Source organism: Algoriphagus sanaruensis (assembly GCF_001593605.1).
Taxonomy (GTDB): Bacteria; Bacteroidota; Bacteroidia; order Cytophagales; family Cyclobacteriaceae; genus Algoriphagus; species Algoriphagus sanaruensis.
This window is the reverse complement of sequence record NZ_CP012836.1, coordinates 2,962,723-2,989,358: the sequence shown is the minus strand read 5'-3', so window position 1 is coordinate 2,989,358 and position 26,636 is coordinate 2,962,723. Positions and strand designations below refer to the sequence as shown.

Here is a 26,636-nt window from a genome sequence, read left to right as displayed (position 1 = left end):
TTTGAGGAATCAGAAGTACTTGCTGGTAATAGTCGGTCCAACTGCAGTTGGTAAAACCGAATTGTGCTTAAAACTAGCTAAAAAATTCAATTCAGAAATTATCTCCTGCGATAGTAGACAGTTTTACAGAGAGATGAATTTGGGGACGGCTAAACCAAGCCACGAAGAGCTCGATCAAGTGCCTCATCATTTGATTGATTCCCATTCTATTTTTGAGGAGTATGATGTCAAGCAGTATGAATCGGATGTCTTAGCCATTCTGGATAAGCTATATCAAAAGTCAAACATGGTGCTATTGACTGGAGGATCGGGAATGTATGCGGATATTATTACCCAAGGCATGGATTCCATACCAGATATTTCCCCGGAAATCCGGGAAGAAGTAATTCGTCTATATCAACAAAATGGCTTAGAATGGCTTCAAAATCAGGTTTCGATTCATGATCCGATCTATTTTGACCAGGTAGATCGACAAAATCCCCAACGTCTCATGCGTGCACTAGAAGTCTGCTTAGGTACTCAGCAGCCCTACAGTAATTTTCGCCAAAAAAAGAAAGTTGAAAGACCGTTTGTTTCGATCAAAATTGGACTGGATCGAGATCGGGAAGAACTCTATCAGCGAATTGATGATCGAATGGATCAAATGATCGAAAAGGGATTATTTGAGGAAGCAGAATCGCTTTTTCCATACCGAAATCTGAACGCTTTGCAGACAGTTGGGTATACCGAGATTTTTGATTTTATGGAGGGAGTGTATGATCGGGTAGAGGCTATCCGACTATTGAAACGCAACTCAAGACGCTACGCAAAAAGACAAATGACCTGGTTTAGAAAAGATCCTGAAATCCAATGGTTTCACCCGGATCAATTCAACCAGATCATTGATTTTATTTCAGCTCAAATAGCCTTGAATCCACCAAATGCGGCCACCCAGTTGTAAGGGGCTTTTTTGATCAATTCATTGTATTGGATTCGGTTGATTTTGAGTTCTCGAATCACCTTTAAGCTTTCTTCAGTAAAGGCAGTTGTCGATTCTGATTTTTTCCAATCCTGAATCATCGTATCCAAGTTGGGGGAGGAGCCGAGGCTATTGGACAACTCAGGATTGAGGGTCGCCAATTTTTCCCAAAGCGCTGCCTGAGCCTGTAGTTTTCTTTTGAGGGTATTGCTGACTGTCATAAAAAATAACAGGCAAGCACCTCCCACGGTAAGAAACAACGGAATGTATCCCATATCAAATACTTAAAATATCGATTAACGCTAAATGGTCAGGATTTAGTGGTTTCGGTAGACCAATGCAGTCAGCAAAAGGAGTGTAGACTACCTGCTCATTCATGATTCCCGCCATGCAGTTGGTTTTGCCGGAAAGTAATCCTTCTACAGCAGCCATTCCACATCGGCTTCCCAAAACACGGTCTCGAGCAGTAGGATTTCCGCCACGCTGAATATGACCTAAGGTAGTTACTTTAAATTCCTTGCTTGGATCTTGGATTTTCTCCTTGACCAATTTCATGATTACATCGGCACTTCCCAAATCATCCCCTTCAGCCACTACGATAATACTGGAGGTTTTCGTTTTTCGGAGTTTTTTGAGGGATTTGACTACGGCATCCAAATCGGTTTGCGTTTCTGGAACCATCACAAATTCTGCACCTCCACCGATACCTGATTCGACTGCAATAAATCCTGCATCTCTTCCCATTACTTCAATAAAGAAAATCCGATCGTGTGCGGCGGCTGTATCTCTGATTTTGTCAATAGCTTCCAATGCGGTATTTACCGCCGTATCAAAGCCAATGGTATAATCTGTTCCGTAGATATCATTATCAATGGTGCCAGGGCAGCCTACTGTAGGTATTCCAAATTCCTCATAAAAAACCTTGGCTCCGGTAAAGGTGCCGTCACCACCGATAGCTACGAGGCCCTCGATTCCATGTGCGCTGAGATTTTCGAATGCCTTTTTTCTTCCTTCTGGAGTTTTAAACTCCATAGATCGTGCGGACTTCAACACGGTTCCGCCTCGCTGAATAATATTACTCACAGAATGAGAATGAAGGCGCTTGATGTCTCCTTCGATCATTCCTTCATAGCCTCTGTAAATTCCAAAAACGTCAAGTCCCTTATATATTCCAGTTCGGACTGCAGCCCGAATGCAAGCGTTCATTCCTGGAGAGTCTCCACCCGAAGTGAAAACAGCAATTTTTTTCATTGGTTTAGGTTTAAGCGCCCCAAAAATAGCCATTCTGATAGGATTTCCCCCCTTTGTTTTTAAAATTAAGCCAAGAAGTTTTCCATTCTTTTTTTAGTAAAAAAGCCATAAATAAAACTGCAGGCAATGGATCAAATCAAAATTCAAAACTCATTGGAGCTCAGTCGGATAGGTTTGGGGTGTATGTCTTTGCCAAAAGAAGAGAAGTCTGCCTTGTCCATTTTACATGCTGCAATAGAAGCAGGGATGACCTATTGGGACACTGCCGATCTCTATCAAATGGGTTGGAATGAGGGGCTTGTTGGAAAAATTTTACCAAGCCTCAGAAATAAAGTCACGATTGCAACCAAAGGTGGAAATGAGTGGCAATCCGACGAAAAATCTTGGTCTTGGAATCCTCGCAAGGACTATTTGCTGAAAGCCGTGGAGGAAAGTTTGAGGAGGTTGAATATCGAGGTGATTGACCTCTATCAGCTGCATGGAGGGACTATTGAAGACCCTTGGGATGAAGTTTTTGAAACGATGGAAATTTTAAAATCACAGGGAAAAATTAAGCATTTTGGAATTTCTTCGATTCGTCCCAACGTAATCCGCAAGGTGGTGACCGACTATCCTCCGGCAACATTGATGCTTCAATATTCGCCATTGGATCGCCGAGCTGAGGAATTTGTCTTTCCATTTTTGAAAGAACATTCTACTCGAGTCGTGGTTCGTGGGGCATTGGCAAAGGGTATACTTTTAAATAAGCCTGCTGATGCTTATTTGGGTTATTCTCAGCTTGAAGTTCAAGGAGTAAAAAATTGGATTCAAAACTTGGGTTTCGATCCCTTGGCAGTTTTACTAAGATTCGGTTTGGAACAAAGCGCGGTTGCCAGTCTAGTCATTGGAGCAAGTGCTGTAAATCAAATTGAAGAATTGGCCAGAGCATACGATCTCCAAAAGCAGGTGCCATCAGAGGTGATCGACCTTCTGAAATCAAAATATTCCGCTAATCTGTATCAAGAACACTGCTAAAAATTCCGCCCAATTGAAACTGGAAAATTCCCTTACTTTCGTATTTACACCCTTACCCAAATGTTATGCTAAAGAGAATCTGGGCTGCCGTAGCCCTTATTGGTTTTTGGGCTTGTGAGGCCCCTCAAAATGAAGAACTCGCCCGTTGGGAAACTCAAGCTCAAGCAGTTGAAATTATCCGTGACGACTTTGGAGTTCCTCATATTTATGGAAAGACCGATGCAGATGCGGTTTTTGGTTTGCTCTATGCCCAATGCGAAGATGACTTTCGTCGGGTAGAGCGCAATTACATTTGGGCGATTGGTCGCTTAGCAGAGCTCGAAGGGGAGGATGCTATCTATTCGGACCTCCGAGCGAATTTGTACATGACCGAAGAGGAGGCCAAAGCTGCCTATGAAAAGGCTCCGGATTGGTTGAAAAAACTCTGCGTTGCATTTGCAGATGGAGTCAACTATTATTTGCATACCCATCCAGAAGTGACTCCTCAGGTAATCACCAAGTATGAACCTTGGATGCCTATGTTTTTCTTTGAAGGATCTATCGGGGGAGATATTGAGCGGATTTCTACTCAGGCCTTGCAGGCATTTTACGAACAGGATTCTGCGCTTGCCTTGATCGATGCCAAGGATACTATGGATCAAATCCTTGAAGAGCCGAAAGGCTCCAATGGGATCGCGATTGCGCCTTCACTTTCTGAATCCGGCAATGCCATGTTGCTGATTAACCCGCATACTTCCTTCTATTTCAGACCGGAAGTTCATGTCGTGAGCGAAGAAGGACTCAATGTGTACGGCGCAGTGACTTGGGGGCAATTTTTTGTTTATCAAGGATTTAATGAGAAAACAGGTTGGATTCATACCTCGACCTTCGTGGATTTTATCGATGAATTTGAAGAGGAAATCTTGGAAGAGGATGGGATGATGCTCTACAATTATGGAGGAGAAAAGCGTGAGGTGAAAACGCAGGAAATCAAACTGAGCTATAAGGCAGAAGATGGAAGTATAAAATCAAAGCCCTTTACCATTTATCGAACTCACCATGGTCCAATTACCCATAAAAATGAGAATGGATGGGTTGCTACCAAAATCAATTGGGACCCTGTAAATGCACTTATCCAAAGTTATTCCCGAACCAAGCTGGCCAATTTTGGGGAGTTTAAGGAGATGATGAATATCCGGACCAATTCTTCCAACAATACCGTTTTTGCAGATGCAGAGGGGAATATCGGCTATTTCCATGGCAACTTTATCCCCAAACGAAATCCTGAATTTGACTTTTCTAAGCCTGTGGATGGATCTAATCCTGCTACTGATTGGCAGGGGCTTCATACTGTGGATGAGAGTATTGTAATCCTCAATCCCGGAACTGGATGGATTCAAAATTGCAATTCCACGCCGTTTACTGCTGCAGGGGAGTTTAGTCCCAAGGCCGAAAACTATCCATTTTACATGGCTCCTGATGCAGAAAATTTCCGGGGTGTTCACGCTGTCAAAGTCCTTTCTGAGCTAGATGGGAAATTAAGCCTAGATAGCTTTTTGACTTTGGCCTATGATCCGCATTTACCTGCCTTTCAGTTCTTACTTCCAGAATTACTATCTGCCTACACTTCCTCAACTGGAGAGGGGAAAGTCAATCAAGCCCTAGAAATATTGAAACAATGGGATTTGAAAACTTCCAAAGAGTCAGTGGCCATGTCTTTGGCTCATTTCTACGGAGAAAATTACCAGCGGAAATTTCGATCTATGAACCGATTTATCAATGAGATGCCCAATGCGAAAAAACCAAATCCGACTGAGATTCAGGAGGTTTTTGAGGCAACTTTGGATCAGATGAATACGGATTTTGGGACTTGGAATACGCCATGGGGAGAGATCAATCGCTTCCAGAGATTGAGTGGAGCAATTGATGCAGGGTTTGATGATGAACAAGCCTATATTCCTGTGGGATTGGCATCTGGAAATTGGGGCGCTTTGGCTGCTTATGGAGCTAGAGCAACTGAATCTACCAAACGATTGTATGGGTATCGTGGAAACAGCTTTGTGGCAGTGGTGGAATTTGGTGAAAAAGTAAAAGCAAAAACCATCCTCGCAGGAGGACAAAGCTCTGATCCAAATTCACCTCATTTCTTCGACCAAGCGCAACGCTATGCCGATGCAAATTTCAAAGACGTTGCTTTTTACAAGGAAGATGTCTTAAAAAGAGCTCAGAAAACCTATCATCCGGGAGTCAATTGAATTATTAAATAAAAGATGACCTGATTAAGTTTTCTAATTGATCTAGGAATAATTTTCAGAATGACTAATTATTTATAATTTAGTTAGCCCTGATTGATCACGTAGGTGACTTAGTTTTTTACACCTCGTTCAGGTTAAATTTTGGTTTACTAAATGCATAAAATCCCTTCTCCTTGAGAGGGGATTTTGTGTTTGAAGCAGTTTTTTTAATTAAGTTGGATTTTCTCAACCCGATTTCAGTCTTTTTTTGACTGAATTTTTAACATTCAGCTTCTTTTTTTAACCAAATCAAAATTTTTTAATCCAAGTCTTGAAAATTTTGCAACAAAAGCCTGTATACTTGCCGCGTCAAAAAATAAAGTCATGAAAGCAAAATGGAAATTGGCGTTTTTAATCACCATTGCGGCGCCTATTATTAGTTTGTTTTGGCCAGTTGCCGAACCAGTTGTAGAAAATTTCGGAACCGAGTCAGATTTGGTGTTTGCAGATATTGCCTGGTTGCTGACAGCTTCCTGCTTGGTGTTGTTGATGACACCGGGACTTTCTTTGTTTTATGGAGGGATGGTTGGAAAGAAGAACCTTATTTCTACCATGCTTCAAAGTTTTATTTCGCTAGGCGTGGTGACCATGCTTTGGGTAGTGGTAGGATTTAGCTTGGCTTTTGGTGATCCGATTGGAATCACAATCAATGGCACACATAACGGATTAATCGGAAATCCCTTTCAGTTTATGTTTTTTGATCAAGTGGGAGCTCTTCCCAATAAAGCCTTGGGAGCAACTATTCCATTTGTATTATTTGCTTTGTTTCAGATGAAATTTGCGGTCATTACTCCAGCAATCATTACCGGATCATTTGCGGAGCGAGTTCGCTTTATCGGTTATTTATTCTTTATCGGAATATTTACTGTTTTGGTCTATGCACCACTTTGCCATATGGTATGGCATCCTCAAGGACTGATCGGTGCGTATTTTGGAGTGGTTGACTTTGCGGGAGGTACGGTAGTTCATATCAGCGCAGGTTTGGCTTCCCTTGCCGGAGCGTTGTTTATCGGAAAGCGAAAGAATCCACACCATGATCCATCCAATATTACCTATGTGCTTTTGGGAACTGGGATGCTTTGGTTTGGTTGGTTTGGTTTTAATGCGGGTTCTTCTTTTGGTGCAAACGGAACAGCCGCTATGGCCTTTGCTACGACCACGATCAGTTCAGCCACTGCGATGATGACTTGGGTGTTATTTGATCGAATTCAAGGAAGAAAAATCTCCGCTTTGCAAGCTTGCATCGGTGCAGTCGTGGGCTTGGTGGTAATCACACCTGCTGCTGGATTTATTACGATTCCGCAAAGCTTTATTTTCGGCTTCTTTGGAGCAATTGTATCCAACATCATGATGAATGCGAAGTTTCTTCGAAAGATTGATGATACCTTGGACGTATTCGCTTGCCACGGAATCGGAGGGATTATGGGAATGATTTTAACCGCGATTTTTGCGAATAAACCGGGAGCAAGTCTCCTTTATGGGGGTTGGGGAATTTTCGCCTCCCATATGGTCGTCTTGGTTGGGGTGGCAATTTTCTCTTTTGTGATGTCTTTCGTGATCCTCTTCTTGTTGAATAAATTTGTGACGCTGAGAGTAAGACCGGAATATGAAGAAATTGGCTTGGATATGTCACAGCATGGAGAATCAGTCTGATTCAAATCCAGATCGGATCAAATTTAGAAAATGAAATAAAACGAGAAGGGAGGCTAAACCTCCCTTTTCTTTTTTCTATAATTCTCCGATAGGTATATACCTGTTAGGTTTTCAAATCCTGAAAGGTGTTTTCTCAAGTTCTATCAGTTAGGTAAATGACTCACTCCGGGAATGGTTTATGCTCCAAAAAGATGTTGGTTGATAAATCCATTTCTGAATTTCCCTTGGGGATCATGCTGCAGCAAAAGCTGTTTGAAATCCTCCATTTTTGGATAGCGCGCAGCCAATTTTTCCTTTGAGATGGTAAATAATTTTGCCCAATGGGGTCTGGGTTGAAAGGGATCCAGTTTGGCTTCCATTTGGGGTAGGAGATCCATTACAACTGGAATTTCCTGTTTCCAAGTGGTATGAATGGCGATCGAATCCCGCTCGAAGCAAGTACTCATCCAAAGAGAATCCGCCTTGATACTTCGGATTTCAGAAATAAATAGATAGGGATGGATTTGCTCGGACATTTCAGCTACAGCCATGATGGCCTCTAGTCCTTGCTCCATCGGCACAAAGTATTCGGACTGCAGTTCCTTTCCTGCACTGGGCTGAAATTCCATTTTGAAATGCGGGAGTCGCTCATACCAAGGACCCGGAACTCCAAGTTGTTCGGAACAGCTCTCAGGATCCAAATCAGGAACAGGATGCATTTTGACGGTGGATAACTTTGCTCCGTAAAAATCTTCCGGAAATTCAGGGGTTGCGCCAGACTCGATTTTTTTCTTAACCCAAACCTCCGTGACGCTGTCTTTTTTCCAATCGATAAACAAACTGACGCTGTATCCTGCGCTCATGATTTCAGTGAAATTTTCCTTCAAGGATTCGAAAGGGAGGTCTAAATAGACCACCTGAGCAACTTCAAAGGTTGGAACAATATCCAAAGTCACTTGGGTCACAGGTCCAAAAGCTCCTAATCCCACCACGGCTGCGGGAAAGTTTGGATCTTCCTTGGTCCATGAAATAAGCTCACCTTGGGCATTGACAAATTCGATCCCTGCGACACTGGTGGATAAGTTCCCATTTTCTACTCCCGAGCCATGAGTAGCTGTTGCAATGGTTCCCGCTACTGAAATATGCGGTAAGGAGGCCAAGTTGTGAAGGGCGAAACCCTGCTCATGCAGATACTTGGACAGGGTTCCATATTTGATCCCCCCTTCAACGGTCACCTGCATTTTTTCGCGATCAAGCCCGATGATTCGATTCATCTGATCAAAAGAAATCAAGTGATCGGCGCTATCTGCAATTCGATTAAACGAGTGGCGAGAGCCGAGGACCCGCAAGGAATCCAATTCTTTCACCAAGGTCTGTACTTCTTCCACCGTGCTGGGGTAATACACCGATTGGGTACTGAACTCGAAGTTTTCAGCCCAGTTTTTTAGGGTTTCCGGGGTGAGACTTTCTTCAGGTTTGCGGGGAGAGCAACCCAAGTATGGGGACAAGATTGTCCCGCCAAGGGCTAAGGCTGAGGTTTTTAGAAAGGTTCTTTTCTTCATGATTTTGGGTTTAAAGGGAGGTGAAGCAGGGAGTAATAGGGGTGAATCATTCCTCTTCTTGGTGGTCAAAATAGCCAAAAGTTTAAGATTCCGAAAAAAAGTCTCTGATCAAGGGTTTGATTTTCTTGATTTTAGATGGGGCTGGAGCAAAAAAAATCCCTGCCATCAGGCAGGGATATTGTCAAGGTTTACTTGGTGAAGATTATAATTTAAAACGGAAGGTCTGCTTCTGCTTTTTCGAACTGGGCTTTTTCAGCTTTAGGTCCGCCTCCCAAGAGCAGGATTTCATTGACAACTACTTCGGTGATGTATTTCTTCTCCCCGTTTTTGTCGGTGTAGGAGCGATTGGATAGCTTACCCTCGATGGCGATTTCGGAGCCTTTGTCGGTGTATTTTTCCAAGATCTCCGCATTCTTGCCCCAGATGACGAGATGCGTCCAGGTAGTCTCGGTGATTTTTTCACCTTTTGCATTACGGTACACCTCGTCTGTGGCAATGTTTACATTTCCCACGATTTTACCATTTTCTAGGTTTTTGATTTCGACTTTGGCACCTAGGCGACCGATGAGTTGAACTTTGTTTCTTAGCGCGTTCATAATTTTAAAAGATTAAGTGTGAAAGATTTGGTTTAACAATTTCCGCTAGAGGAGAACTGATGGACCAAAGTTGGGGGAAGGGAAAAAAGTAAGTCGGTAGCTAAGTGTTTGTATTCGATTGTAGTCGTTTGTTGTCGGATAAACTTCCCTGATTGGCTAGAAATGGATTTTTTAAATAAAAAGAAATAATTAGGTTTAGTTACGTTTATAAATGAGTTAGCTACCACCCAAAATTCTTTTGGCTATTCTTTTTCTCCAATCGATCCCAAATTAATTGGAATGGAGTCTTGCCAGATTTTAGTGTCCATTTTACCAACTTACCTAGCCGCCTAACGTTGGCGTAAGGACTTAGGGACTTCAAATCAAAAAATCATGACCAAGAAATTACTTGTACTCGGGACAGCTTTTTACTGACTGCATTTATCGTAGGATTTACGAGTAATCCACAAAAAAAGACATTCGACTACCTTACCATAGTACAATCTTCGAAGGTGCTCAAAATCAGTTCTACCCAAGAGGCTTTTCAATCCATCAATGCTAAGGATCTAAAAACGAATGATTTTCTGGATTTTACACCTGCGCTGCTCAAGGCTTCTGAATATGAATCGGAAGGTTGGGAATTTGTTGAAACAACGACCTTTCCCACTGAGGGATGGATCGGAATTTCGATTATGATGAGAAAGGAAAAAGAATAGCAAATTCAAAAAAGGGGTACGACTTGCCTTGAAAGATTCCCATCATTGCAAAATTGTCTTAATTCATGATCTTCAATTGCTTTTCGTTTTTTTAAAAGGAGTATCGGTTAATAAAAAAATCTTATCCTATGATTTACCCTGAAATAGCTGAATTGCTGATCGAAATGAGAAATGAAGATTTGGCGGTTCGGGAAAGATTGATTCAAAATGGACAATTGGGGAAGGGGTATAATCCGGAAATGAAAAAGGTTCATCTCCGAAATACCAAGCAATTGGAGCAAATTATCCAAAAGATCGGCTATCCCACCCAAGTGCTAGTGGGGCAGGAGGCGAGCGAAGCTGCCTGGTTGATCGTCCAGCATTCGATCGAGCAACCCACTTTTATGAAAAATTGCCTTCAACTTTTGGAAGTTGAAGTTCAAAATCACCAAGTTTCAGCCAAGGATTTGGCGTATTTGGGGGACCGAATCGCAGTCCTAGAGGGAAAACCACAATCCTACGGAACCCAGTTTGACTGGAACGATCAAGGGCAATTGGTGCCCAATGAAATTGAAAATCCCTCAGAAGTAAATCAAAGGAGGAGCGCCATCGGATTAACTACCTTGGAAGAGCAAACGGCACTAATTCGACATCAAGCCGAATTGGAAAATCAAAATCCTCCCACTGATTGGTGGAGTCGGAAACAAGAAATCGATCGCTGGAAAAGATCGGTGGGTTGGATTTCCTAAACTCCTCAATCGTTTCCGCAATTTCCAGACACTTCAGGGAAGTCCGCCGGGCATTTCTGCCTATTTTAAGTGAATGAACTCAAAGGACCTCTCCCGAAGAATTTTTCTTCAGCAAAGTTTCAACGCAGGCCTAGGATTGGCCGCTTTACCGCTGCTTACTAGTTTTTCAGCTCATGCTGAATCCAAAATGCGATTTGGCCTGGTCACCTACGAATGGGCCAAGGATTGGGATTTGCCAACCCTAATCGCCAATTGTGAAAAAACAGGAGTACTTGGAGTGGAACTTCGTACCCAGCATGCGCACGGAGTAGAAACCGCACTGTCTCCAACCCAGCGGGTCGAGGTCAAAAAACGCTTTGCAGATAGTCCTGTGACTTGTTTGGGGTATGGGTCCAATTACGAATACCATAGCCCAGATTCCGAAAAGCTTAAACAAAATATCGAAGGGACGAAGGCCTATATCCAACTTTGTCATGATATCGGAGCTACGGGAATCAAGGTGAAACCCAACTTTTTGCCAGCAGAGGTTCCCAAAGAAAAAACGATCGCCCAAATCGCAGCTTCTTTTAATGAAGTCGGAAAATTTGCTCAGGACTTCGGACAATTGATCCGGGTGGAAGTGCATGGACAACACACCCAAGAGCTACCGGTGATGAAGGCGATTTTTGATCAGGTTACCGAGTCCAATGTCAAAATTTGCTGGAACTGCAATGCCGAAGATCTCTTGCCTCCAGGTTTGGAAGCCAACTTCAATTCGGTGAAAAAATGGTTTGGAGATACCGTGCACGTTCGGGAATTCAATGTTGGCACTTACCCGTATCAGGACCTTTTCCGCTTATTTAATCAAATGGATTACGAAGGCTGGATTCTGTTGGAAGCGCGTACTCAACCTGCAGATCGAATTCAAGCTTTGCGTGAGCAAAAGGAAATCTTTCAAAATTTAATAGCGAGGTCCAAGCTTTGAATCAGGAATTATTTTCAAAGTCAATAACTCGGCTAATTCCACCTTTAAAAAGGGGGTAAGGGGGATTTAAAAACTCATTATACGATCATAAAAACAAAAACCCAATAACCATGAATTCAGATCAATCTCGCAGAGACTTTCTCAAGAAGTCCGCACTCACCACCGCCGGGCTTAGCTTAGGCGCGATGGCCTTTTCTCCCAAAAGTTATAGTAGAATTTTGGGAGCCAATGACCGTGTCCACGTAGGCATCGTTGGATTTTCCGACCGGTGCCGGGGAGCATTGATTCCTGCCATGCAAGGTCATGCCAAGGAAATGAACTTTGAGTTTTCGGCAGTGTCAGACCTCTGGAATCGAAGACGAGATGAGGCGCAGGCCTTTATCAAAGAAAAAGCCGGGGTTTCTATTGCTGCCTGCCGAAACAACGATGAGCTCTATGACCGAAAGGACGTGGATGCAGTAATTATTTCCACGGCTGACTTCCAGCATGCCTTACATTGCAAAGAAGCCGTGGAGGCAGGAAGAGATGTCTATGTCGAAAAGCCATTTGCAGAGACGATGGCCGATGCACGGGCTGCAAAAGAAGCCGTTTTGAGAACGGGGAAAATCGTGCAGGTGGGTTCCCAGCGAAGAAGTGGCTTGAACTACCATCAGGCAAATGAATTTATCAAAGCAGGAAAATTTGGGGATATCGTGGCGGTTGAAATGACTTGGAATGTCAATCAACCCGGAAGATGGAGAAGACAGGAATTGGCAAGTCAAATTCGAAAAGAGGATACCGACTGGGACCGTTACCAAATGAATCGTCCCAAAGCGGAGTGGGATCCTAGAAAGTATTTAGAGTTCAGATTGTTTTGGCCGTATTCTTCTGGAATTCCCGGACAGTGGATGGCCCATCAAATTGATACGGTTCATTGGTTTACTGATCTGCCACATCCAAGAAGTGTGGCTGCCAACGGAGGGATTTACCTTTGGAAAGACGGGCGTCAGAATTTTGATACGATGACGGCGGTATTTGATTATGGACCACTCAACGATCCAAGCAAAGGATTCCAAGTGATTTATTCTTCCAGATTTACCAATTCAGCCGGTGGAACTAAGGAAATTTATTATTCCAATGGGGGAGAATTGAATTTGGATACCAATATGATTACCCCAAATGGAGGATTGAGCAAGGGGCAGGCTGAGTCGATGGGATTGAAGGAAAATCGCCTTCCTGAAATGAAATTGGGAGAAGCAGTAAAGGTGGAAACAGGCGCCAATACCGGAGCAGATCCACTGACTTCTTCTCACATGCGCAACTGGATGGATTGCGTGCGCACCAGACAAAAGCCAAATGCAGACGTGATGGCTGGATACAATCATTCCATTGCCAATATCATGACCACAGCTGCTTTGCGGACAGGTCAGTTTGTGACCTTCGATGAAGAAAAACAGGAAGTCTTGGCAGGAGGAAAACCATTCCAATACTAAGTAATGATTCGATTTAAGCAACTTCAATGGGGGATGGCAGTTGTGCTGCTGTCCCTTTTTTCAGGAATGACACAGGCACAAGAGTCAAAAAAATCCATCCAATTGGTTCGTAAGGATGCAGAGCAAAAAGTGGAGGTTTTGGTCAATGGTGAGCTTTTTACGGCCTATTATTATCCAAGTACTATTGCGAAGCCTGTCCTATATCCGCTAATTTCTGCTGAAGGAAATGAACTGACTCGGGGCTTCCCACTTAATCCTAAGCCAGGTGAGCGGGTGGATCATCCGCATCATATTGGACATTGGATGAATTATGGAGATGTCAATGGACTAGATTTTTGGAATAATTCGGATGCAATTCCAGCCAACCAAAAGCACAAGTACGGCACCATTGTTCATACCGGAATTACGGAAAGCAAAGAAACTTCGAACGGCGCTGAATTAACCGTGACCATGGATTGGAAAGCGCCGGATGGTCGCGTTTTGCTTCAAGAGAAAACTACCTTTCTTTTTTCGGCTCAAGGAAATCAGCAGAGTATAACGAGGGTGACTACTTTGACCGCGCAGGACCAACCGGTTTCCATGAAAGATAATAAAGAAGGTGTATTTGCGATTCGAGTGGCAAGAGCGTTAGAGCATCCTTCCGATAAGCCTGAAATTTTCACCGATGCGAATGGAATTCCAACAACAGTGGCAAGCCTGAACAATGAGGGAGTAACCGGGAAATATCGAAGCAGTGCAGGAAAAGAAGGGGATGATGTTTGGGGAACACGCGGAAATTGGGTGAGCTTGGATGGAAAACTCGAAAATGAAAAGGTGTCCTTGGTGATTTTGGATCATCCCTCCAATCCCGGCTATCCTACCTATTGGCATGCTAGAGGTTATGGCTTATTTTCCGCAAATCCACTTGGACAAAAAGAGCTTAGCGGAGGGAAAGAAACCTTGAATTTTGGTCTTGCACCAGGTCAATCCGTGACATTCCGCTACCAAATTTTGATCTTTTCTGAAGCTCATCCCGATAATGAATTGCTAAATTCAAAAGCGGATAGTTTTGCAAAGGATTAACGATCAGTAACCAAAGTTCAAGGATCAAAACACATTACTAGTTAACTCATTACGCTCCATCCATTCCTATGAGAGTTTTACTTATTTCCCTGTTCTCTTTTCTCTTTTTGATCTCATGTTCATCCAATGATCAGGAGCTTTTTGAGGCCGATATCATTGTCTACGGCGGGACTTCTTCAGCGATTACCGCTGCCATCCAAGCAAAGAAAATGGGAAAGTCAGTCTTGGTAGTATCTCCGGATATTCATTTGGGAGGCTTGTCTTCAGGGGGATTGGGATTCACTGATACTGGGAATAAGGCGGTAATTGGTGGATTGGCTAGGGAGTTTTATCATCGAGTCTATTTACACTATGCCCAGGACTCTGCCTGGAAGTGGCAAACACGGGATGAATACGGAAATAAGGGGCAAGGAACTCCTGCTATTGATGGTGAAAATCGGACGATGTGGATTTTTGAACCTCATGTAGCTGAACAGGTTTTTGAGGATTTTGTCCAAGAATATGGGCTGGAAATCCACCGTAATGAATGGTTGGATCGGGTAAAGGGAGTGCAAAAGGCAGAAGGTAAAATCACTGAGATTCAAACGCTTTCTGGGAAGAGATACCGAGGAAAAGTGTTTATCGATGCAACCTATGAAGGAGACCTGATGGCGGCTGCGGGGGTGAACTATACCGTAGGACGAGAATCAAATGCACAGTATAGAGAAACCTGGAACGGAGTTCAAGTGGGCGTTTTTCAACACAATCATTATTTCTATGATTCCATTTCCGCATACCGAATTACCGGAGATCCGAGCAGTGGACTTTTACCTGAGATTTCTTCTGAGCCTCCAGGGCAAAATGGGGAAGGGGATCATCGATTGCAGGCTTATAATTTCCGGATGGCGTTGAGTCGGCATCCTGACAATCGGGTTCCTTTTCCGAGACCTGAAAATTACGATTCCACCCGTTATGAATTATTGGCTCGAGTGTATGCTGCAGGCTGGGATGAGACTTTTTGGAAATTTGATCCTATCCCCAATTTGAAAACAGACACAAATAATCATGGTCCATTTAGCACCGATTACATCGGGAAAAATTATGCCTATCCTGAGGCAAGCTATGAAGAACGCCAAGCAATCATCCAAGCTCACGAGGATTACCAAAAAGGGTTGATGTATTTCTTAGGCAATGATGCTAGAGTTCCGGAAAAGGTGCGAGAACAAATGGCTCAATACGGATTGGCAAAAGATGAATTTGTGGATAATGGAAATTGGCCTCACCAGATTTATGTTCGTGAAGCTCGTCGAATGCTTGGTGCTTATGTCATGACTGAACACGATGTGCTGGGAGCAAAGGACGTTCCTCACTCCGTCGGAATGGGTTCGTATTCCTTAGATTCCCATAATACACAGCGATTTGTGACAGCTGGGGGCTTTGTCCAAAATGAAGGTGATATCGGTGTGCATCCGAAGCAACCCTATTCGATTTCTTATGGAACTTTACTTCCCAAGAAAGAAGAATGCACCAATTTATTGGTACCCGTTTGTGTGTCTAGCTCGCATACTGCATTTGGATCGATTCGGATGGAACCTGTCTTTATGATTCTAGGTCAAAGTGCCGCTGCCGCTGCAGTCTTGGCAATCGAGCAAGGCATAGCCGTTCAGGATTTGGCCTATGAGAAGCTTCGAAAGGTCTTACTCGAAGAGAAGCAGGTGTTGGAGAATTGACCGGGATTAAGCATCAATTCCTCGGATCAAATCCACTGCTTTTCCAATATTTCCCACTTCAAAAAACCGTTCATGCTCGACAGTATGCTCAACCTGCTCATGAATCCAGGTGGTGTGAAAAGGAATGTGAATCCCGAATCCTCCTAAATCCAAAACAGGAAGTATATCGGACTTAAGACTGTTTCCAAGCATCAAAAATTCAGAAGGCTTGATGTCCAAATGCCTGATTAGTTTTTCGTAATCCGTTACTCGCTTTTCACTCATAATTTCGATGTGGTGAAAATATTTTTCCAAGCCTGACTTGCGAAGTTTCCGTTCCTGATCAACCAAATCCCCTTTGGTCGCGAGGACCATTCGGTAATCCCCATTGAGCGATTGCAAGACTTCTTCTACTCCAGGAAGTAACTCGACCGGCTTTTCGAGCATTTCTTGCCCGATTTTAATCACCTTATCAATAAGGGTAACCGGAACTTTGTGGTCAGAAATGCGGAGAGCTGTTTCGATCAGAGAAAGCATAAACCCCTTGATTCCATAGCCATACAGCGGAAGGTTGTCGATTTCAGTTCGATAGAGCTCCTTCATGATGGCATGCTGAGGCATAAAATCTTCCAAAAGGCTGGCGAACTTTTCCTCAGCCTCACGGAAAAAAGGTTCATTTACCCAAAGGGTGTCATCTGCGTCGAAGGCAATTACTTTAATAGGCATTGTTTTTATGTCAAAGGTAGACAGTCCACGGTCCACCATTCTGTAAAATTACATGCAATCTTAAATCTTCAAGTACTAAAATCAGTTGACTGTGGACTGTTGACAATATCTTGAAAACTGCGACTGATCACTGAAACCTGTGACTGTCCTCTACCTATTGAATCGTCTCTTTCATCCAAGCCAACAAAACGTCTCTCCATCCTTCCACAGCTCCTTTTCCCAATCCAAACCCAAAGCCATGACCTCCGCTTGGATAGATATGTAAGGAAGCCTTTACTCCGTTTTTATGAAGGGCTTGATAGTAAAGCAAGGAATTTTCAATTGGCACGCCTTTGTCATCCTGAGCATGAACCAAGAATGTTGGAGGAGTTTCAGCATTGACATTGAGTTCTCCTGAAAAACGGTCCATCAGCTCTTGAGAAGCATTTTCCCCGATCAGATTTTTCCTTGAACCTGAATGAACAGCCGCGTCTCGAAAGGAAATCACAGGATACACCAAAATCGAAAAATCAGGTCTTGCCGAAAGGGCGTCAATTGCATCCTTTGAACGATTTACCTCATGGGTATATTGAGTACTAACTGTGGAAGCTAAGTGACCACCGGCAGAGAATCCCATCACTCCGATTTTGGATGGATTTATACTCCAAGCTTCCGCATTTTGGCGGACTAGGCGAATGGCACGCTGTGCATCCATCAATGGAACCTCTTTTGGATCTGTCAATGACTTGGAAATTGGAAGTCGATATTTGACCACGATTCCTGCAATTCCTTGGGCATTTAGCCATTTGGCAAAGTCAGTTCCTTCCCAATCATAAGCTAAGATTCCATAGCCACCTCCCGGAAAAATCACCACAGCTTCACCAGTTGCAATTTGCTTGGTTGGGAGATAGACCTCAATGCTTGGAGTTTGCACATTGGCAATGCGAAGAATTCCTTGTTGGGTTGCTTCTTCCTTGAGATCTGAAGGATTCTGGAGAGGAGGCGTACCTTCCCAAAGAGGAATGACATGATTTTGTGCAAAAGTCAGCAAAGACAACAGCATCAAGGCAAGGGTTAGGATGGGTTTTTTCATAGGATAAAGGGCATTCTAATTTCTACAATTTCAAATCTTACTTAGGATATCTCACAAACGAGTTTATACTTTAAATTCAAATATCTTCTCGCATAGTGCCCAGCGCCAATTAGCAGGAGTGCCAGGAAGGTTGGTTTTAAATTGTCCCAAAAAGGCTTCCCATTCCTGAACTTTCGGATTGGCGTTGTCCAATTTGGCTTTCTTTTCAAAGCTAAAATCATCCTCGGCTTCGAGTATCATGCTCAATCTGTTTCTCCATCGGTAGATACTCATCCGGATAACCCCTGCCACTCGGATACTTTCAAGAATTTCCGGAGCTACCGTTTTATGGCATTCCACATATGCTTGAATGGCTTCAGGTTCATCTTTCAAATCGCAGATTAGGAGGAAGGCTTGCATGGTTTTACGAATTATGATTTTTGATTTACGTGACCTATTGAAAACTCATAGGTCATCCTTAAATCTTGAATTAATTGTGGTCTTCAGTACTTGTATTTAACATTTTCCAATTTAGTCTTTCTAAGCCCTACACCCTCCAAACTCCCATACCTCCCAACTCCTTAACTCCCCACTTTTTTCACTCTAGCCGCAAACAGCCAAACCATTAGGAAGCAAAACAGCGGTAAGACAAAGGAGAAATTAACCTCAGGAACTCCGAGAATTTTTACATCCGTGTACCCAGTACCTCCGAAATCCAAAATCATTCCCTGCAAAGTAGGCATGATAGCTCCTCCTACGATGGCCATTACTAAATAGGCTGCAGCAAATTTTGAATCTTCGCCCAGGCCTTCTAAGGCGATTCCATAAATGGTAGGGAACATCAAAGACATGGCAAAACTGATTCCCACCAAGCTATACAAGCCCATAATTCCCTGAATGAAAATTGCACCCAGCGTAAATACCATTGCCAAAAGGGCAAATCCCGCGAGAAGCTTTGCAGGTGGCAAAACTCGAAGCAAAGCCGTGCATACCCAGCGGCCAATCAAAAATACTCCCAAGGAGGCATAGGCATAGTTGACTGCATGGTAGGTGGTAATTCCAATGGACTCCGCATACTGATAGATGTAGGTCCAAACCATGATTTGGGCACCCACATAAAACATTTGAGCCAAGGTGCCTTCTACAAAATTTCGGTTTTTGAACAAGCGCTTCATGGTAGGTCCAAAGTCAATTTTACCATGAGAATCCTTGTTTTCAGGCATTTTGACCAAGGTGATCACCACCAAAATCGCAATCACCACCAAGCCCAAAATCACATAGGGATTACGAATCACCATTAGGTCATTGCTTTTGACTGCGGCCTTAGCTGTAGCATCGAGGGTGTAATAAATCAAATTTCCGCTGTCATCGGTGTTATTGCTCTGCAGCGCGTTGAGGATAAATGTTTTTGCTACAAATAATCCAGCCAAAGCTCCCATAGGATTGAAGGCCTGTGCCAAATTCAAACGCTGGGTCGCTGTCGCTTCTGGGCCCATGGAAAGAATGTAGGGATTGGCGGTAGTTTCCAAAAATGCCAGTCCGAAGGTTAGAATGTATAAAGCTGCAAGGAAAAAGCCATAGCTTTCCCAAGCCGCCGCAGGATAAAACAAGATAGCTCCAAAAGCGTAAAGACCTAAGCCCAAGAGTACGCCTGTTTTATAAGAATATTTTTTAATGAAAAAGGCAGCAGGTAGCGCCATGGTAAAATAGCCTCCATAAAAAGCCAATTGCACCCAAGAAGCTTGGGTATTATTTAATTCCAGTACTCGCTTAAATGCTGCCACCATGGGATTGGTGATGTCATTGGCAAAACCCCACAGCGCGAAAAGTGAGGTGATCAGGATAAAAGGGATGAGGAGGTTTTTGGGTACGAGAGCAGGTTTTTGGGTCATAAGGCTCGGTCAAGATGGGTATAGCCACCGTCCACATAGAGATGCTGTCCGGTGAGGTGAGAGGCTTTATCGGAAAGAAGAAATAATGCCATGGAAGCAATTTCTTCAGGGGTGGTCATTCGCTGACCAAGGGGAATTCTCCGACTGATTTCGGCAAGTTTTTCTTCTGGATTTGGAAAGCTTTGGATCCATTGTTCATACATCGGGGTGTACACCTCAGCTGGAAGGATTGCATTCACTCGGATGCGATAGGGAAGGAGTTCGACCGCCCATTCCCTTGTCAAGGCAAGTTGGGCACCTTTTGCGGCAACGTATCCTGATGTCCCTCCCTGTCCAGTGACGGCTGTTTTGGAAGAAATATTGACAATTGCTCCTTGGTTTCGCTTTAATTCAGGTAGCGCAAAATGAACTAAGTAATAGTAGTGATAAAGATTCGTGGCAATGGATTTGGCAAAAGCTTTTGGGTTTCCTTTTTCCAATCCTACCCCGTCATTTGCGCCCGCATTATTTACGATTCCGTCTATTCTTCCAAATGTATTTAAAGCTTGATTGACGGCTGATTGACAATCTTCAGCACTCACCAATCGCATGGGAATATGAAGCGCCTTTCCCGAAGCTTTCTTGACTAGCTCGTTCGCCTCTTTTTCGGATGGATCGATAATTACTGGAATTGCACCTTCCTCAATGAGTCCCTTGGAAATAGCTCCTCCAATTCCTTTGGCGCCGCCAGAAACTAAGATGACTTTGTCTTGTAGGTGGAGGATCATAGCTGTTATCAGTTTTCAGTTATCGTACTAAGAGTTTTTCGAAAAGGTGGATGAAGTAGACAGGTTAATGGACTTGGATTTGAATCGTAATTTCAAGAAAGTTTAAATTCCATAAAATTGGACTGCGGAATCACCCATTAGGTTGGCTTTTTCCGAAGGAGAAAGAGGACTGATAAAATCATCAACCACCTTGTAAACCTGCTCATATTCACCTGCAACCAGACATACAGGCCAGTCGCTACCAAACATTAATCGTTCTGGTCCAAAGAGTTCCAAGGCAATTTCCATATAAGGAGTGAGATCATCCGAGGTCCATTTTTTCCAATCTGCCTCGGTTACCATTCCGGAAATTTTGCAATAGATCATTTCTCGCTCTGCTAGAAGACTGATCTTCTTTTTCCAGTCCCTCCATTCTCCGTCTTTAATCAAAGGTTTGGCGAGATGATCAATGACCATTCGTTGTTCAGGACATTTTTTTACCAATTCAAGAGCTGCTTCCAAATGGTGCGGAAACAGCAATAAATCGTAGGTATAGCCTCGCTCTTTTAGTTTTTGCATCCCTCGAACAAACTCGTCACGGAGCATGTATCGGGGGTCTTTGGCTTGAAGAACTTCTCTGAATCCCACCAATTTTTCCTGATTGGAATACTGATCCAAGACTTCATCCAAATTATCTTGTCCGAGATCAGCCCAACCAACGACACCCATAATCCATTCATGTTCTTGGGCTAAGTCGAGCAGAAAATCAGTTTCTCTGAGACTTTCCTCGGCCTGAACGGCTATGCACCCATCGATTTGAACCTCCTGAAGTAAAGGATAAAGGTCAGCAGGAACAAAATTTCTTCTGATCCGGCCCATTTCTGGGGTGATCCATTCTTGCCTCTTTGGATCGTAATGCCAAAAATGCTGATGGGCGTCTAGTTTCATGCTTCGGGATCGTTGATGGCGATTTGTCTAGAAATACCTAATCCCTCTATTCCTAACTCCACCGTGTCTCCATGTTCCAAATACCTTGGATTTGGTTTTAGTCCCATGCCGACACCTGCGGGAGTACCAGTAGAAATGACATCTCCAGGTAAAAGCGTCATGTACTGGCTCAAGTGCTCTATTAGGGTAGGAATATCAAAAATCAAGTCTGAGGTAGAACTATCCTGAAGCATTTTGCCATTCAGCCTCAACCAAAGTCTGAGGTTGTGGGGATCAGGAATCTCATCCTTGGTAACTAAAGTTGGACCTAGGGGTGCGAAATGATCGGCACTTTTTCCTTTTACCCATTGACCTCCATGTCTAAGTTGGAAGTCACGCTCGCTTACGTCGTTGTGAAGGCAATAGCCAGCAATGTATTCATAGGCATTTTCCTTGGTGACATACTTGGCACGCTTGCCGATCACCACTGCTAATTCTACTTCCCAATCGGTCTGTTTGGAATTTCTCGGGATATAAATCGGGTCATAAGGTCCACAAAGTGAAGAGGACGCCTTCATGAAAATAATCGGAACCTCAGGTACTGCCATTCCCGCTTCTTCGGCATGTTTTCGGTAATTGAGACCGATGCAGATGATTTTTGAAGGCCTTGCGACAGGAGATCCGATTCTCGCATTTTTTGGTACCTCTGGTAAGTTGGCTTGGTTTACTTTTAGCCAATCCTCAAGGCGCTTTAATCCCTCGCTTCCAAAAAACTCCTCGTTCCAGTCTTCTCCAAAGTTGGAGCAGTCAAGGTTTCTTCCGGTTGCGTCTTGGATTCCTGGTTTTTCTTTTCCGGCTTCGCCAAATCGAATTAATTTCATGATATAGGTATAATGAGTAAGCTAAAATTATTTGGTTAGGAGTGGGGCGTTTTTATTTTTCAATCTTCCAATTTTCGAATCTTTCAATTCTTACATTTTCAGCCCCATAAATCCACCGTCACTATTGAAATTGGCTCCAGTGATGAAGCTTCCAGCGTCAGAGCTGATAAAATAGGCTAATTCTGCGATTTCATCTGGGGTGCCCATACGTCCAATGGGCTGGGTAGCGGCGAGCTTTTCAAACATTTCCTTTTCCTTTCCCGGGTAGTTTTTGGCTAAAAATCCATCTACAAACGGAGTATGGACGCGACCTGGAGAAATGCAATTGCAGCGAATGCCATCTTGTACATAATCTCTGGCGACGCTCAAGGTCATGGAAAGTGCCGCACCTTTGGTCATGGAATAGGCAAAGCGATCTGGAATTCCGATTGTAGCCGCTACAGAGCACATGTTTAAAATTGATCCCCCTCCATGCTCTTTTAAGCGAGGAAGAGAGGCTTTGATGCAGTGAAACATACCTTTCACATTGACAGCATATACGCGGTCAAAATCCTCCTCCGAGGTAGATTCTGCTGTTCCGATATGTGAAATTCCAGCATTGTTGATGAGGACATTCAGTTTTCCTGGAATCGTGGCGATAAGTTTTTCTACCTGCTGATAATCTGTGATATCCCCTTCTAAAAATTTGACTGAAAAGCCTTTTTCATGTTCTTCCATTTGAAGTTTTAAACCTTCGACCGGATTACGATCAATGAAAAATACGTGGTGACCCTCGGCGGCAAATTTTTTGACCATTGCGAGTCCTATGCCGCTTGCCCCACCGGTGATGAGTACGGTCAATTGTTTCATAGTTTTTAGGTTTACTGGGTTTGAACCGATATGATTCTTACAATTTGGTTCTTTTTTTATGAGATCAAAAAGCGCTTTATATGAATTTAATAGGATTGGATAAGTTGGACAATTTTTTGAATTACATCCATGGTGAGCGGTTTTTCAAAAAAGCCAATCACTGATTCGTATTGTTTTGCAATAACAGGATTGCTTTCGCTCACTGATGAGGTAATTACGATCGATTTGAAGTTAGTTGAATTCAATACTTCTGCTTGGGAAATAAATTCCCAACCCAACATGTCTTTCAGATTTATATCTATAAGCAAAAATCGAGGAGTTAGCTCATCCTCAATTCCTTTTAGATAATCGAGCGCGGCGGTACCTGTTGCGAATGACTTGATCGAACAGTTTGGAATTACTATCAAGATCATTTTTTCTAAGATGACCAATAAAATTTCGTCATCGTCAATCAGGATTAATTCGGGGTGATTCGGGTTCTGATCCATTTTGATTTACAATAGATTCGGATTTTTGGCTGATTTCTCGGATTATTTTGTCTAGTTCGAAAGCGGATGATTTGATAAAGTTTAGCATTTCAGTAACCTCTTGAGGCTCCATTTTGTGGTCTGTTTCGAGCAGATTGACGATGCCCATGAGTCTTGCCAATGGAGCTCTGACGACATGCGACTGAATCCATGCGATTTCATGAAATGTTTTGTTTTGATTTTCGATCGTCTCGATATATCTGGTTTTTTCTGTGATATCGTCTACCAGGATTAAATCTCCTTGGATATCATTGAAAAAGATGGGGGATGAGTCGATTTTAACGATAATCTTCTCTCCATTTTTTTTGAAATGGACGTGTGATTTTTCTTCCAGTGTTTTGTTGGCTCGGCTATCCTGAAGCATGATTTCTAAGGAATTAAAATCTGGATTTTCCCAGAGTGACAAAGGTTCGAGCTCTAAAAATTCCTCTTTGGAATAGCCGTATTGATTAACTGCTGCGTGATTGACATCCACTATTTTTTTGGATTGACGGTCAAAGACCCACATGGCAATCGGGCTTACCTGAAACAAGTCACTGTACTTTTTTTCCGATTGTTGAAGTCTAGAAACGATCTTTTTTCGCTCGATCGCATAGATGAGTGTTTTGTAAAGAATAGGTGAGTTGAGCTCATCTTTGAGGAGGTAGTCAGAAATTCCCAGCGAAAGGGACTTGATGCTGAAATCCAAATCAGAAAATCCTGTCAAGGCAATTACAGGAACCCCAACGGCTAAATGGAGTATATCGACGATAAGTTTTTCACCTGCATGGTCAGGCAGAGACAAATCCAAGAAAATTGCATCCCAATCATGTTTGCTTTCTGACAATTTTTGTTTGGCCGCTTGAAATGTCTCGACGTGCACCAATTGATGGTGAAAGAAATGTTCTGAGAAATATTCTTCAATCAAAAAGTAATCACCGAGGTTGTCTTCAATGACTAGAATATGAAAATTAGTACTGTCTTTTCGCATAGAGTTCGAAAGCCAAGTTTTTCTCTAATTACTTAGAAAATCCCAGATTTAGAAAAGTTTGAAGGTTTACTTTTTAACTCAATCCTCCAGAAAAATTGATTTCAAATCAATCCACAGTATTTAATGCGAATGAAATGATACGGTGAAAAATCTCCGTGTTTAATGAGAATTGGTTGTCGGCGAAACTTTTTTCAGTGTAAAGAAAAAAGTACTTCCATTTCCAGGGGAGGATTCGGCCCAGATTTTACCTCCAAATTGAGTTACTATTTTTCGACAGGTAGATAATCCCATTCCCGTTCCTGGATATTGGCTTTTTGGATGAAGCCTTTTGAGAAGGTCAAAAATTTGCTCCAAATATTGAGGGTCAATGCCTATTCCATTGTCTTTTACAGCAAATTCCCAGTAATCTTCCAGTTCTCGGGCTTGAATCGTGATTAAAATCTCCTGACCTGGGGTGATGTATTTGATGGCGTTCCCGATTAAATTTTGGAACACAATTTTGATTGGAACCCGGATGGTATTGATGGTGGGTAGGGGACCAATGTCAAATTTGACTCCTGAATTACTGATCACATCAGACTTTAATTTGATCACTTCCTCCACTAAATCCTTGATGGAGATCATTTCGAACATATCAGGATCAAAACCAATTCTGGAATATTCGAGAATGTCATTAATCATCTGCGTAAGCCGCTTTGCTCCATCCACTGCAAAACGGATGTACTGCTGCGCTTTATCGTCCAGCGTGTCCGCATACTTGGTCTGAAGAAGGGACATAAAAGAGCTGATCATTCTCAGGGGTTCTTTCATGTCATGAGAGGCTACTGAAGCAAATGCCTGAAGTTCTTGATTCGCATTTCCCAGCTTTAGATTCGCTTCGATAAGATCATTTTCTGCTTTTTTCTGCAAAGAAATATCCTGCGTAGCACCAATGATCCGAAGGGCTTTTCCGCTGGAATCTCGAATCGCAAACCCTTTATCGAGGACATACAAATAAGAGCCGTCTATTTTTTGAATTCTAAACTCCTGTGACCAATAGGAATTGTCGGAATTTAAGAACTCAGCCATGTTTTTAATCACCTTGGGATAATCATCAGGATGAATGAGGTCTTCCCAAAACGAACTGGCATTGGTAGTTTCATTAGGCTCATATCCCAGTAATTCTTTGAATTGATCAGAACGATAAGTGACCTGAGTAACCAAATCCCAGTCCCAGATCATATCTGAGGTAGCTTTGGTCGCTAATTCAAAGCGCTCATTAGCCATGATTAATTCATGGGATTTTTCGTCGACTTTTTGTTCAAGGATTGAAGGGATTTTTGCCAAACGCCAAACTAGGATGCCAAGGATGATTGCGGCTAAAAATCGGAGGATTATGGCTGGTAAAGTTTGTTTCAAAGCGAATGAATCTTTGCCCCAAACCCATAGCATCCAGTTTCCTTCAGGAATAAATGAATTGATAGTATGGCTGTTTTTTAGATCTGTCTCAGGTAATTTTTCAAAAAAGTTACCTGTTGAACCTTGGTTTGGAATGAGCTTGCTTAAGTGAATTCCAAATTTTGAGGAATCAAGATCGGCCAAGTTCAACTCAGTCATTAGATCTTCTAAGTGGATGATTACCGCTGCAATTCCGACAAAATCACCTTTTTCATTATAAATAGGTTGTCTTCCGATGATACCTGCACCACCTTGTACCAACATTTGAGGTCCAGAAAAATAAATTCTCTTTCTCCTTAAAGTTTCTTCAAATTCTTCTCGGTTGGCTGAATCCAGGAGTGGGTTAAATCCAAGCGCTTTCTCATTTCCTTCAAGAGGATAAATTGCAACAATAGTCCCAGTACTGTCCAAATATTGGATGACATCTACCTTGGGATTCATGCTGAGGATTCGACCGGCGATAGAATCAAAATCCTTAACAGGATCTATGAATTCAACCAAAATGGATAATACTTCTGCTGCGGCAATCCCATCATGAATTGATTCATCTAGGGAGTTTCTTGCCTCTATCAGTTTTTGATTGACAATTTCTCGCTCTTGGATGATTCGGATTTGATATTCTCGAAATGACAAAAATTGGGTGCTGAATAGGACGATCAAAAACACAAACAAGCCAGACACCAAAGGTTTTTTGGTGAATCTCGAGAAGATAGGCTTGATGAGTCGTTCCATAAC

General features: G+C 42.9%; 25 protein-coding genes. 10 read left to right on the top strand and 15 right to left on the bottom strand.

All coding sequences use genetic code 11. The features are described 5' to 3' along the window. Nucleotide 1 precedes the first annotated feature (1 nt). On the top strand, nucleotides 2–940 hold the full coding sequence (miaA, locus tag AO498_RS13140; RefSeq protein WP_067548502.1) for a tRNA (adenosine(37)-N6)-dimethylallyltransferase MiaA: 939 nt from the start codon (nucleotides 2–4) through the stop codon (nucleotides 938–940). Here the strand turns inward: miaA and AO498_RS13135 are convergent. Together AO498_RS13135 and pfkA are read right to left on the bottom strand one after the other, a co-directional pair. Beyond that, nucleotides 898–1,233: a hypothetical protein gene (locus AO498_RS13135; RefSeq protein WP_067548499.1), complete on the bottom strand. Its 336-nt coding sequence runs from the start codon at nucleotides 1,231–1,233 to the stop codon at nucleotides 898–900. The genes miaA and AO498_RS13135 overlap by 43 nt on opposite strands. Nucleotide 1,234: 1 nt before the next feature. Next, nucleotides 1,235–2,209: a 6-phosphofructokinase gene (pfkA, locus tag AO498_RS13130; protein ID WP_067548496.1), complete on the bottom strand. Its 975-nt coding sequence runs from the start codon at nucleotides 2,207–2,209 to the stop codon at nucleotides 1,235–1,237. Between the two features lie 126 nt (nucleotides 2,210–2,335). Here pfkA and AO498_RS13125 point away from each other — a divergent pair, with 126 nt between their 5' ends. From AO498_RS13125 to AO498_RS13115, 3 genes are all read left to right on the top strand, one after another. Further along, complete coding sequence (locus tag AO498_RS13125) at nucleotides 2,336–3,223, top strand: aldo/keto reductase (RefSeq protein WP_067548493.1); 888 nt, start codon at nucleotides 2,336–2,338, stop codon at nucleotides 3,221–3,223. 65 nt (nucleotides 3,224–3,288) lie between these two features. Then, complete coding sequence (locus tag AO498_RS13120) at nucleotides 3,289–5,457, top strand: penicillin acylase family protein (protein WP_067548490.1); 2,169 nt, start codon at nucleotides 3,289–3,291, stop codon at nucleotides 5,455–5,457. Between the two features lie 363 nt (nucleotides 5,458–5,820). Then, entirely contained in the window at nucleotides 5,821–7,149 is a 1,329-nt protein-coding gene (locus AO498_RS13115) for an ammonium transporter (RefSeq protein WP_067548487.1), read from the top strand. A 176-nt stretch (nucleotides 7,150–7,325) separates the two neighbouring features. On the opposite strand, the gene AO498_RS13110 is transcribed toward AO498_RS13115, so the two are convergent. Next, nucleotides 7,326–8,690, bottom strand: a complete 1,365-nt coding sequence (locus AO498_RS13110) for an FAD-binding protein (protein ID WP_067548484.1) — start codon at nucleotides 8,688–8,690, stop codon at nucleotides 7,326–7,328. A 209-nt stretch (nucleotides 8,691–8,899) separates the two neighbouring features. Then, entirely contained in the window at nucleotides 8,900–9,286 is a 387-nt protein-coding gene (locus tag AO498_RS13100) for a single-stranded DNA-binding protein (RefSeq protein WP_067548478.1), read from the bottom strand. A gap of 491 nt (nucleotides 9,287–9,777) precedes the next feature. Here AO498_RS13100 and AO498_RS13095 point away from each other — a divergent pair, with 491 nt between their 5' ends. The 6 genes from AO498_RS13095 to AO498_RS13070 all read left to right on the top strand — a co-directional run bounded on the left by AO498_RS13095 (nucleotide 9,778) and on the right by AO498_RS13070 (nucleotide 15,916). Continuing rightward, complete coding sequence (locus AO498_RS13095; RefSeq protein WP_067548475.1) at nucleotides 9,778–9,981, top strand: hypothetical protein; 204 nt, start codon at nucleotides 9,778–9,780, stop codon at nucleotides 9,979–9,981. A gap of 128 nt (nucleotides 9,982–10,109) precedes the next feature. Beyond that, nucleotides 10,110–10,709 carry a DUF6624 domain-containing protein gene (locus AO498_RS13090; protein WP_067548472.1) on the top strand — a complete coding sequence of 200 codons (600 nt, stop codon included), beginning with the start codon at nucleotides 10,110–10,112 and terminating at the stop codon, nucleotides 10,707–10,709. A gap of 73 nt (nucleotides 10,710–10,782) precedes the next feature. After that, entirely contained in the window at nucleotides 10,783–11,673 is an 891-nt protein-coding gene (locus AO498_RS13085) for a sugar phosphate isomerase/epimerase family protein (protein ID WP_067548469.1), read from the top strand. A gap of 110 nt (nucleotides 11,674–11,783) precedes the next feature. After that, nucleotides 11,784–13,145 carry a Gfo/Idh/MocA family oxidoreductase gene (locus AO498_RS13080; RefSeq protein ID WP_067548466.1) on the top strand — a complete coding sequence of 454 codons (1,362 nt, stop codon included), beginning with the start codon at nucleotides 11,784–11,786 and terminating at the stop codon, nucleotides 13,143–13,145. 3 nt (nucleotides 13,146–13,148) lie between these two features. Beyond that, a complete protein-coding gene (locus AO498_RS13075; RefSeq protein ID WP_236778600.1) occupies nucleotides 13,149–14,207 on the top strand; it encodes a DUF6807 domain-containing protein in 1,059 nt (352 codons plus the stop codon). A gap of 68 nt (nucleotides 14,208–14,275) precedes the next feature. Then, on the top strand, nucleotides 14,276–15,916 hold the full coding sequence (locus tag AO498_RS13070; RefSeq protein ID WP_067548463.1) for an FAD-dependent oxidoreductase: 1,641 nt from the start codon (nucleotides 14,276–14,278) through the stop codon (nucleotides 15,914–15,916). Nucleotides 15,917–15,922: 6 nt separating this feature from the next. On the opposite strand, the gene AO498_RS13065 is transcribed toward AO498_RS13070, so the two are convergent. From AO498_RS13065 to AO498_RS13015, 11 genes are all read right to left on the bottom strand, one after another. Further along, nucleotides 15,923–16,621, bottom strand: a complete 699-nt coding sequence (locus tag AO498_RS13065; RefSeq protein ID WP_067550491.1) for an HAD family hydrolase — start codon at nucleotides 16,619–16,621, stop codon at nucleotides 15,923–15,925. A 154-nt stretch (nucleotides 16,622–16,775) separates the two neighbouring features. Then, entirely contained in the window at nucleotides 16,776–17,693 is a 918-nt protein-coding gene (locus AO498_RS13060) for an alpha/beta hydrolase (protein WP_067548460.1), read from the bottom strand. 63 nt (nucleotides 17,694–17,756) lie between these two features. Next, entirely contained in the window at nucleotides 17,757–18,092 is a 336-nt protein-coding gene (locus tag AO498_RS13055; RefSeq protein WP_067548457.1) for an L-rhamnose mutarotase, read from the bottom strand. A gap of 161 nt (nucleotides 18,093–18,253) precedes the next feature. Then, the gene (fucP, locus tag AO498_RS13050) at nucleotides 18,254–19,564 is read right to left on the bottom strand and encodes an L-fucose:H+ symporter permease (protein WP_067548454.1); all 1,311 of its coding nucleotides are present in this window, start codon (nucleotides 19,562–19,564) and stop codon (nucleotides 18,254–18,256) included. Beyond that, a complete protein-coding gene (locus tag AO498_RS13045; protein ID WP_067548451.1) occupies nucleotides 19,561–20,331 on the bottom strand; it encodes an L-fucose dehydrogenase in 771 nt (256 codons plus the stop codon). The genes fucP and AO498_RS13045 overlap by 4 nt, the downstream gene beginning before the upstream one ends. 102 nt (nucleotides 20,332–20,433) lie before the next feature. Continuing rightward, nucleotides 20,434–21,258 carry an amidohydrolase family protein gene (locus AO498_RS13040; protein ID WP_067548449.1) on the bottom strand — a complete coding sequence of 275 codons (825 nt, stop codon included), beginning with the start codon at nucleotides 21,256–21,258 and terminating at the stop codon, nucleotides 20,434–20,436. Further along, nucleotides 21,255–22,118 (bottom strand): fumarylacetoacetate hydrolase family protein, encoded by an 864-nt coding sequence (locus tag AO498_RS13035; RefSeq protein WP_067548446.1) that lies wholly within the window; start codon nucleotides 22,116–22,118, stop codon nucleotides 21,255–21,257. Before AO498_RS13035 ends, AO498_RS13040 begins: the two co-directional genes overlap by 4 nt. Before the next feature lie 90 nt (nucleotides 22,119–22,208). After that, nucleotides 22,209–22,967, bottom strand: coding sequence for an SDR family NAD(P)-dependent oxidoreductase (locus tag AO498_RS13030; RefSeq protein ID WP_067548443.1), 759 nt, complete (start codon nucleotides 22,965–22,967; stop codon nucleotides 22,209–22,211). Between the two features lie 86 nt (nucleotides 22,968–23,053). Beyond that, nucleotides 23,054–23,455, bottom strand: coding sequence for a response regulator (locus AO498_RS13025; RefSeq protein ID WP_067548440.1), 402 nt, complete (start codon nucleotides 23,453–23,455; stop codon nucleotides 23,054–23,056). Next, complete coding sequence (locus AO498_RS13020; RefSeq protein ID WP_067548437.1) at nucleotides 23,415–24,464, bottom strand: response regulator; 1,050 nt, start codon at nucleotides 24,462–24,464, stop codon at nucleotides 23,415–23,417. The genes AO498_RS13025 and AO498_RS13020 overlap by 41 nt, the downstream gene beginning before the upstream one ends. Nucleotides 24,465–24,623: 159 nt before the next feature. Beyond that, the gene (locus AO498_RS13015; RefSeq protein ID WP_067548434.1) at nucleotides 24,624–26,633 is read right to left on the bottom strand and encodes an ATP-binding protein; all 2,010 of its coding nucleotides are present in this window, start codon (nucleotides 26,631–26,633) and stop codon (nucleotides 24,624–24,626) included. Nucleotides 26,634–26,636 lie beyond the last annotated feature (3 nt).

Coding starts and splice junctions, on each gene's coding strand:
- AO498_RS13055 (WP_067548457.1), bottom strand. CDS start 18,092: ATGCAAGCCTTCCTCCTAATCTGCGATTTGAAAGATGAACCTGAAGCC.
- AO498_RS13035 (WP_067548446.1), bottom strand. CDS start 22,118: ATGAAATTAATTCGATTTGGCGAAGCCGGAAAAGAAAAACCAGGAATC.
- AO498_RS13135 (WP_067548499.1), bottom strand. CDS start 1,233: ATGGGATACATTCCGTTGTTTCTTACCGTGGGAGGTGCTTGCCTGTTA.
- AO498_RS13110 (WP_067548484.1), bottom strand. CDS start 8,690: ATGAAGAAAAGAACCTTTCTAAAAACCTCAGCCTTAGCCCTTGGCGGG.
- AO498_RS13085 (WP_067548469.1), top strand. CDS start 10,783: ATGAACTCAAAGGACCTCTCCCGAAGAATTTTTCTTCAGCAAAGTTTC.
- AO498_RS13125 (WP_067548493.1), top strand. CDS start 2,336: ATGGATCAAATCAAAATTCAAAACTCATTGGAGCTCAGTCGGATAGGT.
- AO498_RS13015 (WP_067548434.1), bottom strand. CDS start 26,633: ATGGAACGACTCATCAAGCCTATCTTCTCGAGATTCACCAAAAAACCT.
- AO498_RS13075 (WP_236778600.1), top strand. CDS start 13,149: ATGATTCGATTTAAGCAACTTCAATGGGGGATGGCAGTTGTGCTGCTG.
- AO498_RS13080 (WP_067548466.1), top strand. CDS start 11,784: ATGAATTCAGATCAATCTCGCAGAGACTTTCTCAAGAAGTCCGCACTC.
- AO498_RS13060 (WP_067548460.1), bottom strand. CDS start 17,693: ATGAAAAAACCCATCCTAACCCTTGCCTTGATGCTGTTGTCTTTGCTG.
- AO498_RS13040 (WP_067548449.1), bottom strand. CDS start 21,258: ATGAAACTAGACGCCCATCAGCATTTTTGGCATTACGATCCAAAGAGG.
- AO498_RS13065 (WP_067550491.1), bottom strand. CDS start 16,621: ATGCCTATTAAAGTAATTGCCTTCGACGCAGATGACACCCTTTGGGTA.
- pfkA (WP_067548496.1), bottom strand. CDS start 2,209: ATGAAAAAAATTGCTGTTTTCACTTCGGGTGGAGACTCTCCAGGAATG.
- AO498_RS13020 (WP_067548437.1), bottom strand. CDS start 24,464: ATGCGAAAAGACAGTACTAATTTTCATATTCTAGTCATTGAAGACAAC.
- AO498_RS13045 (WP_067548451.1), bottom strand. CDS start 20,331: ATGATCCTCCACCTACAAGACAAAGTCATCTTAGTTTCTGGCGGCGCC.
- AO498_RS13120 (WP_067548490.1), top strand. CDS start 3,289: ATGCTAAAGAGAATCTGGGCTGCCGTAGCCCTTATTGGTTTTTGGGCT.
- AO498_RS13070 (WP_067548463.1), top strand. CDS start 14,276: ATGAGAGTTTTACTTATTTCCCTGTTCTCTTTTCTCTTTTTGATCTCA.
- AO498_RS13030 (WP_067548443.1), bottom strand. CDS start 22,967: ATGAAACAATTGACCGTACTCATCACCGGTGGGGCAAGCGGCATAGGA.
- fucP (WP_067548454.1), bottom strand. CDS start 19,564: ATGACCCAAAAACCTGCTCTCGTACCCAAAAACCTCCTCATCCCTTTT.
- AO498_RS13025 (WP_067548440.1), bottom strand. CDS start 23,455: ATGGATCAGAACCCGAATCACCCCGAATTAATCCTGATTGACGATGAC.
- AO498_RS13100 (WP_067548478.1), bottom strand. CDS start 9,286: ATGAACGCGCTAAGAAACAAAGTTCAACTCATCGGTCGCCTAGGTGCC.
- AO498_RS13090 (WP_067548472.1), top strand. CDS start 10,110: ATGATTTACCCTGAAATAGCTGAATTGCTGATCGAAATGAGAAATGAA.
- AO498_RS13115 (WP_067548487.1), top strand. CDS start 5,821: ATGAAAGCAAAATGGAAATTGGCGTTTTTAATCACCATTGCGGCGCCT.